This is a genomic window from Microcoleus sp. PH2017_35_SFW_U_B (assembly GCF_020737865.1).
Lineage (GTDB): Bacteria > Cyanobacteriota > Cyanobacteriia > Cyanobacteriales > Microcoleaceae > Microcoleus.
This window is the reverse complement of sequence record NZ_JAEQDE010000069.1, coordinates 35,063-53,098: the sequence shown is the minus strand read 5'-3', so window position 1 is coordinate 53,098 and position 18,036 is coordinate 35,063. Positions and strand designations below refer to the sequence as shown.

The following is an 18,036-nucleotide window of genomic DNA, read 5'->3' as shown; positions in this document are numbered from 1 at the left end:
CCGCTGGAAACGATTAAGCTATGTGATGAGAAATAAATTTTCTTGTAGATACTATTTTAAAATTGCACTCCTTTGAATCACCAAATTGCCACGAATGAAATTAAAAACCCGATCGAGCGACTGCTCATATTTGCGATCGCGCTGTTGCTTGCGATCATGTTGGCGACGATGACAATTCGTCAGTTTCAAGTTGCCGATCCCTACGTCAAAAGCGTGCTGTCCCTTGCTGGCGACCAGTTTCAGGGTTCCGCCATCTTTCAAATGAACTGTGCGGGGTGTCACATATCCGTCGGAGAGACTCAAGTTGGGCCCAACTTGCACCGGCTGATCCGCCAAGTCACCAGCGGGCGAACCCCACCAATGCCACAGTTTCAGCCGAGCCCCCAAGAAATGGCCGACTTGCTGAAATATCTCCAACAAATTTAAGCAAAAAAGGGGAACGGAATTTCGTTCCCCTCATCCTGATTGTCCGGGTAATAGTAGGGTGCGCGAAGTACGCATCCTACATAGCATTAGTGTCAACTTAACCCCGAAAACCTTTGTATCTCTCGTTTACCCTGAGCGTCGATCCCCCTAAATCCCCCTTAAGAAGGGGGACTTTGAGAAAAATCCTGTCCCCCCCTTAAGAAGGGGGGCTAGGGGGGATCTGGCCCCGATCGCCAGACAGGCACTACGTTTGACGTTAAGTTGAAACCAATGCCTACTAAGGACTACAGATTAAACCACCAGCACGTTAAAACTGCTTGCCGCTAACCGGTTGGGGACAACGCCCGCCAATATAGCCAAAGTCTGGTTGGTGCTGGCGATCGCGATCGCAGTTGAGCCGTTAGTTTCGGTTAACAACAGTTGATTGAAGTCCAAGCCTCCCACCAACTGGATCGAATCAGATTCTGGTCTAAAGTTGATAATCGTGTCAATTCCCTGAATCGCTGCCAATACAAAGTCTTGTCGGTTGCCGTTAGCGATCAGAGTATCATTGCCAATGCCGCCAAACAGCAAGTCATCGCCGGTGCCACCAAAGAGTATATCATCGCCGCTGCCGCCCAGTAAGGTATTGTTACCGTCGCCACCGCAGAGAGTGTCATTACCTTGATCGCCCAATAGCACGTCGTCGCCGGCTTCTCCCAATAGCACGTCGTCGCCTTTGCCGCCGTACAATACGTCATCGCCGTCGTCGCCGCTTACTGAGTCGTTGCCCCGATTGCCGTAAAGAGTATCGTTAGCTCGATCGCCAAAAATCAGGTCAAAGCCTTTACCACCAAAGATAGTATTGCTATCTTTACCACCGTAGATAGTATCGTTGCCGGTATTGCCATTGATGTAATCGCCGCCCTCTTGGCCGAAGATCAAATCGCCGCCGCCTAACCCGAAGATAGAGTCAACATTGGCACTGCCCACGAGGGTATCGTCGCCGTTAGTACCGTTGATGACACCGTTGCGCGAAGGACTGGGGGGCAGATTCGGAGGGGTAACCCTGGGGAAGGGATCGGGACAAACCAAATCTGTCCCTACAGGTGTCGGCGTCGGTGTCGGCGTCGGTTCTGGTGTCGGAGTCGGTTCAGGTGTTGGCGTCGGAGTCGGTGCAGGTGTTGGTGCAGGTGTCGGCAGCGGCGTCGGTGCAGGCGTCGGTGCAGGTGTCGGCAGCGGCGTCGGTGCAGGTGAAGGTGTCGGTTCTATCCTTGCCGGCGGTGTCGGTGTCGGCTGCGTCGATGTCGGCGTCGGCGTCGGTGGCGTCGGTGTTGTAATGGAATTCCCGAAGTTGATGCCGCTGACAATAGCGCCCGAAGCCAGCACGATGTCGGCGGGGTTGGGGCTGGTTTGAGTGAAACCTATTGGCGGGGTTTCCCGGACGCGGTAGGTTGCCGGCGCTAGGTTCGCGAACACGTAGTTGCCGCTGTTGTCTGTGGTAGTAGTAACAGGAACAGCAGCAGGAGCTCCTGGGGTGGGAGCTACGACTTTGGTTAACAGAATTTGGACATTGGGTAAACCCGGTTCTCCGGCATCCTGAACGCCATTCTTGTTGTTGTCTTGGAACTTCAGACCGCGGATCGTGCCCGGTTGGGGCAGGAAGTTGCCGAAGTCAATGCCCGTGGGTTTTTCTCCGGCTTGAGCTATAATAACGTCGGCAGGGAGCGCGGTTGTCAGCGTCCAGCCGGTTTGCTGGACTTCCCTTACCTGGAAAGTACCTGCGGGTACGTCGGTGATAGTGTAGTTGCCATCCTTATCCGTGATGGTAGTCAATTCGCCCTGTTGGAACACTCCATCTTTGTTCGTGTCTACGAAGATTTGCCAGTTTTGTAGGCCCGGTTCCCCAGCATCCTTAGCACCGTTGTTGTTGAGGTCATTGAATTTTTGACCGCTGATCGTGCTCGCCTCGAAGAAGTTGCCGAAGTTGTTGTTTTGGGAGTCTTGACCGCTGGTGAGAGGGATAGTATACGCACCTGGAAGGGTAGGCGCGGTGGCGCTGGCTGCGGGGGCGATTTGCGTCCAGCCTGGTTCTACTAATTCCCGGACGTTGTAGGTGGCGAATGGCAAGTCGTTGAACTGGTACTTACCGGTGATATCGGTAACAGTAGCGGTTTCGGTTGGCTCTAGCGTGCCGTTGTTGTTGGCATCTAGGTAGATTCTCCAGCCTGCTAGCGCTGGTTCGCCAGCATCTTGGACACCATTTTTGTTGCGATCGTTAAATTTGATCCCGCTGATCTTGCCAACCTGGAAGTTCCCGAAGTTGGTAGGAAGGGTGGTGGTGTTGGCAATGTTAACGCCACTTGCGGTAGTAAGCCTCGTGGCCGCTGGGGGAACAGGGAAAGTTTGCTGCCAACCAGTCTTTTGCTCTTCCCGCAGGAGGAATGTACCAGCGCCAACGTCAGTAAAGGTGTAATTCCCAGAGGCATCAGTGGTAGTCGATCGCGGTACTGCTGTGCCGATAAAGGTCTGTGGTTCTAGTAAGATTTTCCAGCCTTCTAATCCTGGTTCGGTGCCCTCTTTGACCCCATTCCCGTTGAGGTCGTTGAACTTCTGACCGGTGATAGTGACGTTTTTGAAGATGCCAAAGTTCTGCCCGGTGACGGCAAGACCGCTTTGGGTAGTAACCGGAATAGCCGGAATTGCGCCAGCGGGGAAAGAGATGCTGGAGTTGGCTGGGGGAGTGGCTTGTATCAGGTACTTGCCCGGGCCGATGTCCGCGAAGCTGTAATCTCCTGTTGCCGTAGTCGTTTGCGGAGTGCCGACAACTGTATCTGTGGCGGCTTGGAATATGCCGTCGCCGTTGGTGTCTTTGTAGAGATTGACTACGACGCCAGCTAATACGGTGTCGTCGGGAGTGAAACCGTTGCCTGCGAGGTCGCTGAAGGTTTTGCCCGCGATCGTAGTTTTTTGGAAATTACCGAAGTTGGCGCCGGTGACATTCACAATACCTGTAGAGGGCGGAGTCGGGCCGACAGTCTGCACCCAAGCAGTGGGAGGCGTTCCAGCGGGCGGGGCTTCTGTAATCGCAGTATTTGTTTTTACGTCGCGGAGGGTGTAAGAGCCGTCGGCTGCGGTGGTAGCGCTCTTCGTGCCTACAGAAATTACCCAACCTGGGAGACCGGGTTCAGCCGCCTGCCGAACGCCGTCACCGTTAAGGTCGTTGTATTTGACGCCTGTGACGATCGGGCCGTACTCGTAGGCACCGATATCAACAGCAGCGCCGATCGTCCGAGGAAAGCCAGTACCCCGCTCGTCAGTCGCGCCAGCAGCCGCCCCAGCCGCCACATCTCCGCCATCGATCGCCGGATTAATCACTGTCGCAGTGCTATCAGCCAAAGCATAAGTGAAGGGAACGCCTGTAGCCTGGTTCAGTGCTGCGGTAGGTGCGAGTACATTAGCTAGAGGAACAGTCGCCGCCAATTGCTGGGTAGCAGGTAAATTGCTACCAGCAATGTTCCCGATCAAATTCTTGATACTGGTGGCGGCGAAAGAGGTTCCGAACACATCAGGACTCGCGCCACCAGTATTGCCAGCAACAATAGTGTTTCTGACATTCACAGCACCGCCGTTAGTAGCAATACCCCCGCCCACAGCAAGAGCAGGAGCAGTCGCAGCAGCACTGTTAGCAGTAATCGTGTTGTTAGTCAGAGTTGCAGTAGCGCCGCTGTTAACAAAAATCGCGGCCCCTGCGCCCTGGCCGGGTGTAGCGGCAGCACCGCCAGCAGCGCCGCCCGTGGCTGTGTTGCTGAAGAAAGTGCTGTTGTTCAGGGTCAAACTGCCAGCATTCACAAAAATTGCGCCGCCCAAACCAGCACCGCCACCGCCGCCGGCTGCGCTGCCGACACCGCCGGGAGCGAAAGCTCCGACAACAGCGCTGGCTCCACCTACTGTACCGCGTCCGCCGCCGCCACCGAAGCCGCCAGCGCCGCCGTTGCCACCAACACCGCCACCACCGCCACCGCCACCGAAGCCACCAGCACCACCAACACCGCCAGCGCCCGGTAAACCTGCCGCGCCAGTGCCCGCGACGCCACCAGCGCCACCAGCACCGCCAGGGCCACCACCGCCTCCGAGACCACCAGCGCCACCAGTGCCTCCGGTACCACCAACTCCGCCGTTAGTACCAGTGCCACCAGCGCCACCAGCGCCACCAGCGCCTCCGATGCCGCCGTTAAGACCAGTACCTGGTAATCCGCCGCTGCCGGCCCCGCCATTGCCACCCGTACCGCCGGGGCCACCAGGGCCACCAGGGCCGAGGCTTGTCAAACCTGTGAGACCGTTGAGACCTGGGCCACCTGCGGAAACGAAGGGAAACAGAGCTGCAAAATCGGTGTTCCCACCCGCGCCTGCTACTGCTGGAGCAACGGGAGCCGCGCCGCCCGCGCCACCCACAGCACTGTTGCCATTAAAGGTGACGCTGTTAACTGTGACAGCCCCGCTGTTGATAAATAGTGCACCGCCCATGCCGGCTGCACCGCCGCCACCGCCTGTACCGACAGCACCTGCGGATCTGCCGCCCGTAATTGTCAGGTTGGAAAATGTGACTGGGGCTGTGGCGCTGTCGATGAAGAAGCCCCGGTTATTGCCGAGATTTAGGGCGAAACCGCCGCCGGTAAAGGTGATGGGAGTGGAAATTCTCGGCAGAACTTGTCCGGGCGCGAAGGTGATGTTGCCGGTGATGAGAATCGTATCTGGATTCGGCAAAGCGTTAGCCAGAGTGATCGCATCTTGCAGTTCGCTAAATGTAGCGACTAAGACTCCGCTATATGCTTCCCTCGCCTCTTGGGAAAATGCTAAAGGTGTTTCTATTTTCCCCGTAGTTACTTCCAATTCCCAGTCTCCGCCCAAGGCTGCACTGCCGGTCAAGTTATCGGATGCGGCAATATTTGCCCCCGTGAGCTGGCTCAGCCTTTCGACGAAGGCGACACCGGCTTCTGTGGCGGCGACGTTGCAACCGTAAAGCAGAATTTCGGGTTTAGCAAAAGTAGTTGAAGACTTCGAGTTTGCTTCGGCTGCTGGCAAAGCAAACCATTTTTCTAAATAATTGCGGTAGGTTTCAATGTTGCTGAGATTGAGTTCTGTGGTTCCCAGTTGCAGGCTGGCTGCTGCGCCGTGAGACAAAATGTGGACGGCTGCAATGTTTTTTCGCTCTTTAAGTGTTTCGGCGATTTGCTTGATGCCGTCGCGATCGGCCTTGAGAATAATAACTTCTGTATCGGAATTCGCGGTTTTTGTTAAACTTTCGCAATCTTTAACTTGTGAATCCGCAAAAACTATCTGGTGTTTCCGTTCTTTATAGAGTTCCATGATTAAATTCCTCTGGTACACACACACATTAAATTCATAGCACAAACCAAACGCAGCAGCGAGATATCTTAATTTTAGGGTAGATTTTGTCGTTGGCGAAGCTCTCGAAGACGATCGCCCCTAACTTTCACCTACCTGGAAGATTGACAAAACGTTTTTTTTGTGCTCCCTATAGGATATACTGAAGTTAGTTTGATTGTGTAGAAGTTTTCAAGGGGGCTGTTGTTCCGGCTTTTACAAAAATATTTGAGTCAAGCTTGTACTCAGTTTTTAATGTCATTAGACTCGAACGAGTACAACGTATTGTCATAAATGTCAAGCAAAAAATAACTAATGGCGAGCGATCGCCATTAGTTACAATCTGATGTTATTTTTTAGGGTATTGATTCCAAAGTTATTCGTTTTTAGCTTTTGACTAATAACCAACACGGCTGCGCGAGCCTGTACAGCCTGGATCGATCGCCAATTACCAAGTTTCTTCATCGGGATGATTGGAATTGCTCCAGATTTCCACATCTAAATCATTCAGATAAATCAGAGCACTTTCAATTTGTTGACTACGGATAAATTCGGGGGAAGAGAGGATTTTAGATTTTCGATTTGGGATTGATTCCACGGATAAATCACGTGGCGGGTACCATCAAAAAATTATTGGTCATCGGAAGTTTTGCCACCCAACAAAGCTGCATTAAAATTCACCTTTAAACCGTGTTCCGAAATCAGGTTAGAGATAACAGGTTCCTGATGGTATTCTTTGGGAATGCGAATGCGAATGCGGGTTTGAGTTGGTCTGCTGTCTCCTGACTCAGTGTGCGGTATGTCTGATTGTTGAGTTTGGTGGAAATTGTCGATCGACTCAAATTCAGGTTCGCTATTGTTCTGGTTTAACATTGTGGCCTCCTAATGTCTGTTTCTTTTCAGGGATAACGTACTACTGCTTGACGATTAGCCCTTCGATCCACCCTAACCCTCCTTAACAAGAGGGGGGCAGGAGTATTCTCAAAGTCTCCCTGTCAACTGTCAACTGTCAACTGTCAACTGTCAACTGTCAACTGTCAACTGTCAACTGTCAACTGTCAACTGTCAACTGTCAACTGTCAACTGTCAACTTCCTTAATGCTAGTTTTCCGTTCCAAAATCTCCTTAACCACGAGAGTAACAACAGCTAAAAAACCGAGAACTACCGCAGCGGAAAATGCTGCTTGCGTCGCGTACTGCTTGTAAGCATCCTCGACAAACAAAGGCAAAGTTTGGGTTTTTTTAGCAATATTTCCCGATACCACAGAAACAGCTCCAAATTCTCCCATTGCTCTAGCATTTGTCAAAATCACACCGTAAAGTAAGCCCCAGCGAATATTCGGCAGCGTCACATTCCAGAAGATTTGCCAATCATTTGCTCCCAAAGTTTTCGCCGCTTCTTCTTGATCGGTTCCCACTTCTTCTAAAACAGGAATCACTTCGCGGGCAACAAAAGGTAGAGTGACAAAAGCAGTAGCTAGCACCATTCCTGGGAAAGCAAATATAATCTTAATTCCAGCAGTTTCCAGCCACGGGCCGAACCATCCCAGCCGACCGTAAAGCAGTACAATCATTAAACCTGCGACTACGGGAGAGATGGCAAACGGCACGTCTAAAATGGTGATTAATAGGGTGCGTCCGGGAAATTTATTGCGGCCGATTACCCAAGCTGCACACAAACCAAATACTGTGTTTATAGGTACAACTATCAGAGCTATCAGCAGGGTAAGTTGTGCTGCTGATAGAAAATCTGCCGAGGTTAAGTTGGCGAAAAATGGCTCGACTCCCTTTTTGAATGCTTGGTAAAAAACGTTGAGGGTTGGGATAAATAAGACGAGGCCGAGATAGCCGATCGCAATTCCGATCAAAGTTGGCTTTACCCAGGCTTTTTCTTTGCCCCGCGACGAACCCGCTGGCGGAACTGTGTAATTTTTAGATAAATTGATCTCAGCCGTCATAGCGTCTCCTCCAGGCTTGTAAAATATTAATTGTGAACAGCATTGCTAGGGAAATACCTAACATGACAGTGCCGATTACTGTGGCTCCTGCATAGTCGTACTGTTCCAATCTTTGGAAAATCAAAACAGGTGCAATTAAATCTTTAAACGGTACGTTGGCTGCTACAATTACCGTCGAACCGTACTCGCCAACGGCTCGGGAAAATCCGAGGGCAACTCCGGTTAAAATTGACGGAAAGAGCGGCGGTAAAACTACTCGCCAAAAGGTTTGAAATTGAGAAGCACCCAAGCACCAAGCTGCTTCTTCGATGTCTTTTTCCATTTCGTGTAAAACTGGCTGTACAGTTCGCACGATGAAGGGTAAGGATATAAAGATCATGGCTACGCCTACGCCCAAGCGAGTGAATGATATCTTGATTCCTAATGGTGCAAATAGCGAACCGATCCAGCCGTTATCGCTGTAAACTGTGGCGAGGGTTAAACCTGCAACGGATGTTGGTAGCGCAAAGGGTAAATCGACTGCTGCATCGACAATGCGTTTTAAGGGAAAGTCGTAGCGGACTAATACCCAGGCTATTAATGTGCCGAAGACTCCGTTGATTAGGGCTGCGATTAATGATGTGACGAAGGTGACATCGTAGGCGGAAAGGGCGATCGGGCTTGTGGCAATTTTCCAAAATTCGCCGGGGTTTGCTGTGCTGGCTTTTAGCAGCATGGCTGTGACTGGCAGAAATAGCATTAGGCTGAGGTAGCCGATGGTGATTCCCCAAGGTAGTGTGATTTTGCCGATCGCTCTTTTGATATTGGCGATCGCAGATTGAGGGTTGGTTGCTGGAGATGATACTGCCATTTAGGTTTGAGTATTTCTTCGTTTGTAGTAAGGAATGCAAGTCCTTGAAAAGCTAATATTTTGGGGAGGACTGAAGTCCGAACGATCGAACCGTTTGGAGAGGACTGAAGTCCTCACTACGAGCGGGTAATTCGGGAATTAGCGTTTAATCGATCCTTGGATTTTGTCAAACGCGGCTCCGTCATCAAAGAATTTCTTCTGAATTTCTCCCCAACCTCCCAAATCTTTAGCTGTAAATAGGGTTTTGACGGCGGGATATTTTTGGGCAAATTCTGCTTCTTTGGCGACTGTCTCATCTACTGGGCGAAATCCTGCTTTGGCAAATTCTCGCTGGGCTTCTGGAGTGTACAGATACTTGACAAAGGCTTCGGCGACTTCGCGAGTGCCGTGTTTGTCCACGTTTTTATCGACGATCGCAACGGGATTGTCGATCGACACATTCACATCGGGAATAATATAACTCGGTTTTTCGCCTTTCTCAGCTACTAAAATAACTTCGTTTTCGTAATTTATTAAGGCGTCGCCTTGGCCTTGTTTAAAAAAAGCATCCATAGCTTCGCGGGCATCTTTAGTCAGAATCGGAACATTTTTGTAGACTTTGGTGGTAAACTCTAATGCTTTGGTGTCGTCTCCTCCGGTTTTAATTACCGAACCCCAAAGTGCTAGGAAATTCCAGCGAGCAACGCCTGAGGTTTTGGGATCGGCGGTGATCAATTTAACTCCGTCTTTGCTTAAATCTTCCCAGGTTTTAATGCCTTTGGGATTGCCTTCGCGGGTGACTATTGCTGCTACGGATTTGCTGACGATACCTTCGCTGGGAACTTCTTTTTCCCAGCCTGGTTGGATGAGTCCGGCTTTCTCGATTTTGGCGGTGTCGAGGGCGAGGGCTAGGTGTACGATGTCTGCTTCTAATCCGTCAATTACTGCTCTGGTTTGGGAACCGGAACCGCCGTAACTTTGGCTGAAGGTGACGGTTTGTCCTTTTTCTTTTTGCCACTTTTCTACAAATTTGGGAATTATCGCTTCGTGGGCTGCTTTGGTGACGGCGAAGGAAACGAGGGTTAATTCTACTTTGCCTTTGTTGGCTGCTGGGTTTGTTGGGGTTCCCTGCTGGCAGGATACAATTGCCAAACTTAAAGTTATTCCTACTACAAATAGCGACACAAATCTTTTAAGTGCAGTCAGCGATCGATTTTGGCTAATTGGTAGCTGTTGTGGTCGGTGAAATTGTTGAGTTAGGTGTTGCCACGGGCTCATTATATTTGTTCCTTTACTAAAGTACGGTTATTAGGTCGGGATACCGTAATTATGGTGGTGAAGTACGATTATAGACAAGGGCGAGCGAAATGGCAATAAGCAAAAAAAATTGGTAAAAAAAAAGGTCGATCGGGCGTCTCTTAGCCTAGTTGCCCGGTGCTGTACGCCTGGATTCGCAGTAAAATGTAAAGAATATAAACATTGTTAAGTTAAGCTGCTGAGGCTGTAAACCTGGGCGAGACCTCAAAGGTCAAAGGCTGGAGTTGCGAGTTTCGGAGAAAGGGCGATCGACTCTAGATAGTGTTTTTTAGGGGCTTTCGCGTCGTGGGGGGAATCCGATCGCAGCCTGCCAAGTAAATCTCGTTAGGAAATTGATTCGATTGTCAGACATCTCCAATACATCGAATAACTCCTCTACAATTGACAATCTAAAATCTCATAAGTTATTTAAGAAAGACAATCTAAAATTTAATAGATTATCTAAAATCGGAAATCTCAGACAATCTAAAATCTAAAATCTAAAATCTAAAATGGTATTACCTCGCCCCGTCTCAGATACCCTAATTGAACTGTTGAAACCTGTAGCCTGCGAATTGGGAGAAAGATTGGGAGCAAGCGCTGTCAACGAACGCTATGCAGAAATTGAGCCGTCTGGTTCTTCTGCTTTGAACCAGCAAATCAAAAAAGACCCCCGCTGGACTAAAGCACAAGTGAAGTATTTGCAGCGGCAGCAGGCCCGAGAACAAGAGTTAATTGCGATCGCCAGCATAGAAGAAGAAAAGGTAAAGGAAGAACGCGCCAATCGAATTAGGGCGGAAGAATTGAGAGATCAGCGGACTATTAGTCGGCTTGGCCGCGAGTTAATGCGGGAGATTCAATCAGAAGCAATTCGAGTTAAGCTGAACGAAATTCAAATTATTTGGGACAGGGACAACTGGTTTTCCAATTTGAGCAGGCAGGAAACTGAACAGATTTTGCAGCAGCAGCAGCACCGATTGCTGTTGTTAGTTGCTCCGGCCAAAATTAGCCAAGATTGCCCGGATTCGTTTCGCCACAATCTGAATATCGAGCTGCCGGCTAAGTTGAGAACTTTTTTGAACCAGCACTACCCCCAGCACGGAGAATCCTCTCCAGTTCAGTTTTACGGAGATTATTTCAAAAACCCTATTTCTGATATTGATGTGGAGCGGTTGCAGACTGTTTTGTCTCCCGTGCCAACCGCTATATTGTACAGCGACATCAGCGATTATGAAGTTAATTTTCATGTCGGTTTTTGGGGAATCATCAATCAGAATGTTTCCCTAGTGGCGATGCAGCCTTGGAATTGGGAAGAAGTTTATCACCAGTTGGAAGCCGAGGGGAAAGATGAAAAGGTGAGACTGCGGATTATTCGGCAAATAATTGTGACAATTCATAAGTTGCTGGCGGCTTTTTTAGCGGATTTGTATTATTTAAAAATAGATTTTACTCACGAACCTCAGCTATTTAATTTAGAGGCGGAATTTGCTCAGGAATGGTTTTCTCAAGATTGGGCCCTACCGTATATGGAAACTCTTAAAGAAATTCAGGAGCAGCAGCGAATAACCTATAAGGGAGAGATGCGGCGGTTAGCACTGCGAGAGGCGAAAGCTAGGGCGGAACGCAAGCGTTTGGAGGAGGAGGCACTAAAAAGCAGACAGGAAGCTGAGGCGAAATCAAAGCGGGCGAAGGAGTTCGCTCACAAATTAAAAAATCTGAAATGGCGGTGCGCTTACACGCTGCCGGGACATTCATCGTTTGTGAATTCTCTGGCGATTAGTCCTGATGGCGAAATTCTGGCTAGTGGCAGTTGGGATAAAACTATTAAGATTTGGAATTTAGAAACAAGGGAATTAGTTGGCACTTTGACGGGACATTCCGATCGCGTAAATTCGGTTGCTATTAGCTATGACGGAAAAATGTTGGTCAGCGGCAGTTCGGACGAAACAATTAAGTTTTGGAATTTGTACAATGGCGATCTATTGTGTACTTTTCCAGGACATTCTATGGAGGTGAATTCGGTGGCGATCAATCCGAAGGGGCAGATAATTGCTAGCTGCGGCGGGGCTGATAATACGATTAAGCTGTGGAATTTGCGAACTGGTGAGTTGCTGCGGACTTTGAGGGGTCATTCAGACAATGTGAATGCGGTGGTTTTTAGCCCGGATGGTAAGATATTGGCGAGCGGGAGTTCGGATGCGACGAGCAAGGTTTGGGATGTGGAAAGCGGTAAGTTGCTGCGGACTCTTTCGGGTTTGAATGTTGGGGTGAATTCTGTGGCGATCGCGCCGGACGGTCAAATTCTGGCTAGCGTCAGCAATGATTATACGATTAAGCTGCGGAATTTGCACACGGGCAGTTTGTTGCGGATCTTAAATTCTAATTCTGCGAAGCGAAAGGGTGTAGCGAATTTAGGGATGAATGAGGCTGTGCATATTTTGCGGAATTATGTAAGTCGGGGCGATTCGGTTGCTATCAGTAGGGACGGTTTGACTTTGGCTAGCGGCTGCGATGATAATAAGATTAATATTTGGAGTTTGCAGACGGGGGAGCTGTTGAGCACTCTTGAGGGACATTCGGGTACGGTATACTCGGTGGCGATCGCACCTTCGGGCAATTTGCTAGCCAGCGGCAGCGCGGATGAGACAATTAAGATTGGCAGTTGGCAGTTGGCAGTTGGCAGTTGGCAGTTGGCAGTTGGCAGTTGGCAGTTGGCAGTTGGCAGTTGGCAGTTGGCAGTTGGCAGTTGGCTGTTGGCTGTTGGCTGTTTTCAGATCCTATCCGCTAATTAACCACAATACTTGTACGGGCGGGTTCACCAACAATCTATAATTCCCATTAACAATCTAGATAAACCCGCCCCCACCACGCGACTTACCCACAGGGGCTAGAAACCGGGTTTCTACGAAAAATTTGGGTTGAGTGACGAGAAATATCGGAAGAAACCCGGTTTCTGATCTCGGGGTGCGCCCAGGAGACGATAATTCCGGTTCTGCCCTTACCGGAAGAGGTTTTGGGCGAATTTGCAAAAAAGTTTGCTGAGGGGGTTGCGCTAATGGCGATAAGTTTGCTATATTAATTTTCACTGCTGGTGTAACTCAGTTGGTAGAGTAGCTGATTTGTAATCAGCCTGTCGCAAGTTCGAGTCTTGTCACCAGCTTATTTAATGAAATTAAGGCTAGATATAACTTCTAGCCTTAATTTTTTTTGCCCCGCAAGCGTCTCAAAGTCCTTGTCACCCGCCTCAGCAATTTTGATTGTTAACGTAATCTTTTTTCCAAAAATAGAAATATCTATGGTTATATTGAAGGTTATATTGAATCGGGCGATCGCAAACTTGAGCGTCTGATTATCAAGTTTGATTAAATGTTGGCCACTCAACTTAGCAAGTTATTCTACACTAACTTTGTCAGCACTGTACCGGAGCAGCGAAATGTCCCCTTGGGTAAAAGATCCACATTCAGGAGGAGTTAAAATCCCACCGGCAGTTCAAGAACGGGTGAAACAGCGTATTCTTAATTATGCTGCTGCTAACTACGCTGGTAAGTACACTCGCCTAGGCATCCGTTTTCGCAGTCAATTTTGTTACGTTGATGCCTACACAGAACCTGATGTCCCCTTAGATTTTCCGTTCAAAGAGCTTCGCGTATCTCGTGAAGAATATTTAGAACAAAGACGAAATAACCCCCTTCACCTGTGTCGGCTGCGTTACTTTAGTGATGAAGAAGCTTGGACTCTGGGATTTTACGCCTATAGCAGTGAAAAATACGAGCCTTGTATGTTCCCAAATGGCAGTTTCTACGGTACGCCGGAAGAAGCCTTTGCCATCTCTTCGATGTACTTGGAATAACCCAAAATGAGCGAATATCAATATTACGAGTTTCAAAGCGTCGATCGACGTTTGACTCAATCCGAACAAGAAGCAATCAGCAAACTGTCTAGTCGCGCGCAAATCAGCTCTAGCAGAGCTATCTTTGTCTATAGCTATGGAGACTTACCGGGCAACGAAAAACAATTATTAATCAAATATTTCGATGCTATGTTTTACATAGCTAATTGGGGATCGCTACAACTAATGTTTCGTTTCCCTAAAGGTTTGATTGATATCGAACTGATGCGGAAATATTGTGTTGAAGACATAGTTGAGGTTTCGGAAATTAATAATTTTGTTGTTTTAGAAATTTCTATTAATGAGGAAGAAGGTTTTAATGGGTGGATAGAGGGAGAAGGAAATTTATCCTCTTTGATAGGTTTGCGTCAGGAAATTTTGCAGGGAGATTATCGTTTACTTTATTTAGCTTGGCTGAAAGGGATTACCTATCTTGATGAATTAGACGACGAAGATGAAGATGATGATGAAGAAAATGAAGATGATGAAAATGATGAAGAAGGGCTAGAACCACCTGTTCCTCCTAATTTCGGTAAGTTATCTTCATCGTTACAGGCTTTTATCGATATTTTTGAAGTGGATGAGCATCTACTCAAAGCTGCAATCAGTGCGAGTGTTGCTAAACCTTCAATTCCTGAAAGTAGCATCAAAGAAGCAATCAAAAAACTCAATCGTTCTGAAGTCGATACTTTTTTGCTGCGGTTACTCAAAGGAGAATCTAATCTCTCTATTGAATTGAGTAAGAAATTATCAGGAATGATAGAAGTTAGACAAGAGAAAAATCCCGGTAAACGAACAATTCGTCAGCTTTTAGCAAGCGCAGAAAAGGAAGAAAAGAAGGAAGAAGAAAGAAGAGGACAGGAAGCTAAAGCTGCACGAATCAGAGATTTAGAAGCTTTGGCTAAGCGAGAAACGGCTGCTTGGGAAGATATAGACGCTCTTATTCAAAAAGGAACTTCTAGCTCTTACGATGAAGTAGTGCTGTTACTTTTAAAACTCCAAGATTTAGCGGATTATCAAAAACAAACAGTTAAATTTTTCACACGGGTTCAACAACTGCATAATAAATATAGCAGTCGCTCTGGATTGAAAAGACGTTTGCTTAAGGCTAATTTATTATAATCCAAATCAAGGTACGTTGTTGGGCTTTAGCCCTCTTTATTTATATCTTGAAAGAGGGCTAAAGCCCAACAACGTACCTATTTTTTCAATACGCAGTACAGGCTTTTTTCAACCAGGTGATTGTAGCAGTATCGAGTACGGGTGAGAGTTTCTCAACTACTGAAGCGTGATAGTTGTTCAACCATTGTAGTTGAGTTGTTGATAGCCGATCGACATTTATCAATTTTTGCTCAAACGGAATATACGTCAGCGGTTCAAATCCGTACCAAGCCGTACCGTTTTTAGACGGCATTTCCCTGACAACGTAGAGATTTTCAAGGCGAATTCCGCCCCAGCCTGGTTCGTAATATCCCGGTTCGATACTCGTTACCATTCCCGGTTCGAGGGGATATTGGACAAATTTGCTGATACCGTTGGGGCCTTCGTGACCGGCTAAAAATGCGCCGACTCCGTGGCCCGTGCCGTGTCCGTAATCTAGCTGTTGTTGCCATAATACCGCACGGGCGATCGCATCTAACTGCGATCCGGTTGTACCTTTCGGGAATTGCTGCATGGCACAGTTGATGTGTGCTATCAAAACTGTGGTGTAGTGTTCGATTTGCTGCGCTGTCGGTTCCCCGACTATCATGGTTCTGGTGTCGTCGGTTGTTCCCGCTAGATACTGTGCGCCTGAGTCTAGCAGCAGCAATTCTCCGGGTTTTAGCGTGATTTCGGGGCTGGGAGTGCCGTAATGTACGATCGAGCTATTTGCTCCCGCACCTGCGATCGTTCTAAATGTTAAAATATGAAAGTCAGCTTCTTGCTGATAAAAACTTTCGATACTTTCTTTAACATCAAACTCCGTCAATACATTACCATTTTCTAGCTGTTCTGTCAACCACTTTAAAGTTAGAGTTTTAGCTCGACTTGCCTTAAAATTAGCAGATTGCATCTGCTCGATTTCCACAGGATTTTTCCGAGCTTTCATCCCTTCTACGGGATTTGGCTCGAAAACTATTTCTATCTTATTTTCACTAGCTTTTTGCTGGTTTAACAATAACTGGTAAGTGCCTGCTGTACTGTGTTTCGCATCTAACAGCACCCGAACTTGTTTCGGCAAATTCAAACAAAGTTCTAAGGTTGACGGATAGTCGGAGTAGGGAAGCAAAGTTACAGCCGCCGCCAATTCTTGCTCGATTTGTGGTGAAACTCGTTCGAGATTTGTCAACAAAAATGCTGCATCTGCGGTGACAATCGCGTAGGATATGAAAATGGGAATGTGGGGAATATCCGAGCCTCGCAGATTGAACAGCCACGCTATTTGATTCAGGTTGCTCATCGGGAGTACATCGATATTAGCCTTCTGCATCGCTTCCCTGACTCGGACTAATTTTTCGGCGCAGGTTTCTCCGGTCAGGGATGCTGGTAAGCTAAATATAGGAGATTCGTCAATCGCGGGTAAAGTTTCTGCTGTTTGACGAACTTTGTCTGCTAAATTTTCCGGGATTGAGACGAGTTCAATTCTCGCAGTCGCAAATTTTTTGAGCCAATTTTGATATTGCTCAGTCGCTACGGTAAACGGATCAAAACCGAATCTAATTTTAGTTGATTTGGGGGCAGATTCAGTTGCCAGTTTTTCTAAAGTTTCAATTAAGCTTAAATTTCCTTCTAAGCCAAGTTTTGATATTTGAATCAATCCGGCATCGACTTGCAACTCTGCTTGTTCGTAATAACGGGAATCTACAAATAACCAAGCGGAATTTTTGCCAACTAACAAATCGCCAGCCGAACCCGTAAAACCTGAAATCCAAGCTCGTCGCTGCTTTGCTGCTGGGACTGATAAATTTAAGTGTTCGTCAACTGCTGGGATGAAATAGCAATCTAAGTCATAGTTTGCCATCAAAGCACGCAAAGTAGCAATTTTTTCAACGGAGGCATTCTTCAGAATTCGTTCAGATTTAAAGTTAGTTGCAACCATTTGTTTAATATCCTATATTACTGATTTAAAATTGTCTTCAAACCTTTCACGAGCCTGCTAATTCCTGCCCTGGCTGTTGCATTTTCTAGGGCACCGTAAGCAACGCGCAAATAGCAGCCGCTATCCATACCGAAGGTTGTGCCGGGAAGCACTGCTACATGATGTTCGCGAATTAATCGCTCTACTAATTCCATTGTATCGAGTTCGGTGTCAACTTTCAAGAAAAAGTAGAAAGCCCCGGCGGCTGGGGAAATTGTACACAGATTTTGGATGGTATTGAGTTCGTCTAATACGAGTTGGCGCACAAATGCGATCGCCCTTACATAATTATCGCAGTAACCTCTACCAACTTGCAAGGCTCCCAGGGCTGCATACTGGGAAATTACCGGCGGACAAATTAAGATGGTATCTTGAATTTTCCTCACCGAAACCAGCAAATGCTGTGGAATTACCATATACCCGATGCGCCAACTCGCAAAACCGTAGGCTTTGGAAAGGCTAAACAGGGAAATTGTATGTTCGCTGCTGTTGGAAAAACTTGCGGGCGAACAGTGTTTCACGCCGTCATAGGTAAAATATTCGTAGGCTTCATCACTGATGTGATAAATATTGTGTTGGCGGCAAATCTCGTTCACTTCCCGGAGAGATTCGGCAGAATAAACCGCGCCTGTTGGGTTGTTAGGTGAAATGGTGACAATTGCTCGCGTTTTTTCGGTGATTGCTTTTTTAATCGCAACAATATTGAGTTGATAGTTGGCGTCAGTTTCTACTATCACGGGACGGCAATTTGCCATGACAGCAGCCATTTCGTGGTTGAAATAATAAGGTGATTGAATGATAACTTCGTCTCCCGCCGAGGTGATGGCGAGAATGGCATTGGTAAATCCCATATTGCTGCCGGCGGTAACGACTATGCAGTTTTGGGTGTTAATTTCTATGCCGTTATCTGTTTTGAGTTTGGCCGCGATGGCATCTTGTAATTCTGGGATTCCTTCGACTGCTTTGTATTTATGATTGTCGGGATTTGCGAAGAAGTCGGGGATTTTTTCAAATGATTCTTGGGGCGGATTGTAGTAAACTATGCCTTGTCCTAAGGATATCGTTCCCGGATTTTGCCGGATTAGTTCGCCTACTACTGGGATGATTGGCGATTGTACTGATTGCATTCGAGTTGGGTAATTTTTCATTTAAT

11 protein-coding genes and 1 tRNA gene are annotated in these 18,036 nt (G+C 47.7%); 5 read left to right on the top strand and 7 right to left on the bottom strand.

What is annotated here, in order from left to right:
* Positions 1-72: 72 nt before the first annotated feature.
* The gene (locus JGK36_RS19250; protein ID WP_293201060.1) at positions 73-426 is read left to right on the top strand and encodes a cytochrome c; all 354 of its coding nucleotides are present in this window, start codon (positions 73-75) and stop codon (positions 424-426) included.
* 291 nt (positions 427-717) lie between these two features.
* On the opposite strand, the gene JGK36_RS19245 is transcribed toward JGK36_RS19250, so the two are convergent.
* From JGK36_RS19245 to JGK36_RS19225, 5 genes are all read right to left on the bottom strand, one after another.
* Positions 718-5,775, bottom strand: a complete 5,058-nt coding sequence (locus JGK36_RS19245; protein WP_293197367.1) for an SdrD B-like domain-containing protein — start codon at positions 5,773-5,775, stop codon at positions 718-720.
* A gap of 648 nt (positions 5,776-6,423) precedes the next feature.
* Complete coding sequence (locus tag JGK36_RS19240) at positions 6,424-6,666, bottom strand: NIL domain-containing protein (RefSeq protein ID WP_293201058.1); 243 nt, start codon at positions 6,664-6,666, stop codon at positions 6,424-6,426.
* 206 nt (positions 6,667-6,872) lie between these two features.
* Complete coding sequence (gene cysW, locus JGK36_RS19235) at positions 6,873-7,751, bottom strand: sulfate ABC transporter permease subunit CysW (RefSeq protein WP_293186035.1); 879 nt, start codon at positions 7,749-7,751, stop codon at positions 6,873-6,875.
* Positions 7,741-8,601, bottom strand: a complete 861-nt coding sequence (gene cysT, locus JGK36_RS19230; RefSeq protein WP_293186033.1) for a sulfate ABC transporter permease subunit CysT — start codon at positions 8,599-8,601, stop codon at positions 7,741-7,743. Before cysT ends, cysW begins: the two co-directional genes overlap by 11 nt.
* Before the next feature lie 138 nt (positions 8,602-8,739).
* The gene (locus JGK36_RS19225; RefSeq protein ID WP_293193277.1) at positions 8,740-9,858 is read right to left on the bottom strand and encodes a sulfate ABC transporter substrate-binding protein; all 1,119 of its coding nucleotides are present in this window, start codon (positions 9,856-9,858) and stop codon (positions 8,740-8,742) included.
* Positions 9,859-10,388: 530 nt separating this feature from the next.
* Between JGK36_RS19225 and JGK36_RS19220 the strand changes: the two genes are divergently transcribed.
* The 4 genes from JGK36_RS19220 to JGK36_RS19205 all read left to right on the top strand — a co-directional run bounded on the left by JGK36_RS19220 (position 10,389) and on the right by JGK36_RS19205 (position 14,887).
* Positions 10,389-12,668, top strand: coding sequence for a serine/threonine protein kinase (locus tag JGK36_RS19220; RefSeq protein ID WP_293201056.1), 2,280 nt, complete (start codon positions 10,389-10,391; stop codon positions 12,666-12,668).
* 295 nt (positions 12,669-12,963) lie between these two features.
* Positions 12,964-13,036, top strand: a tRNA-Thr gene (locus JGK36_RS19215).
* A 273-nt stretch (positions 13,037-13,309) separates the two neighbouring features.
* Positions 13,310-13,726 carry a hypothetical protein gene (locus JGK36_RS19210; protein WP_293193278.1) on the top strand — a complete coding sequence of 139 codons (417 nt, stop codon included), beginning with the start codon at positions 13,310-13,312 and terminating at the stop codon, positions 13,724-13,726.
* 6 nt (positions 13,727-13,732) lie between these two features.
* Positions 13,733-14,887, top strand: coding sequence for a hypothetical protein (locus JGK36_RS19205; RefSeq protein WP_293197363.1), 1,155 nt, complete (start codon positions 13,733-13,735; stop codon positions 14,885-14,887).
* Between the two features lie 85 nt (positions 14,888-14,972).
* Here JGK36_RS19205 and JGK36_RS19200 read toward each other — a convergent pair whose 3' ends face one another.
* Positions 14,973-16,844 (bottom strand): aminopeptidase P family protein, encoded by a 1,872-nt coding sequence (locus tag JGK36_RS19200; protein ID WP_293197361.1) that lies wholly within the window; start codon positions 16,842-16,844, stop codon positions 14,973-14,975.
* A gap of 17 nt (positions 16,845-16,861) precedes the next feature.
* Positions 16,862-18,031 (bottom strand): pyridoxal phosphate-dependent aminotransferase, encoded by a 1,170-nt coding sequence (locus JGK36_RS19195; RefSeq protein WP_293197360.1) that lies wholly within the window; start codon positions 18,029-18,031, stop codon positions 16,862-16,864.
* Between the last annotated feature and the right edge of the window lie 5 nt (positions 18,032-18,036).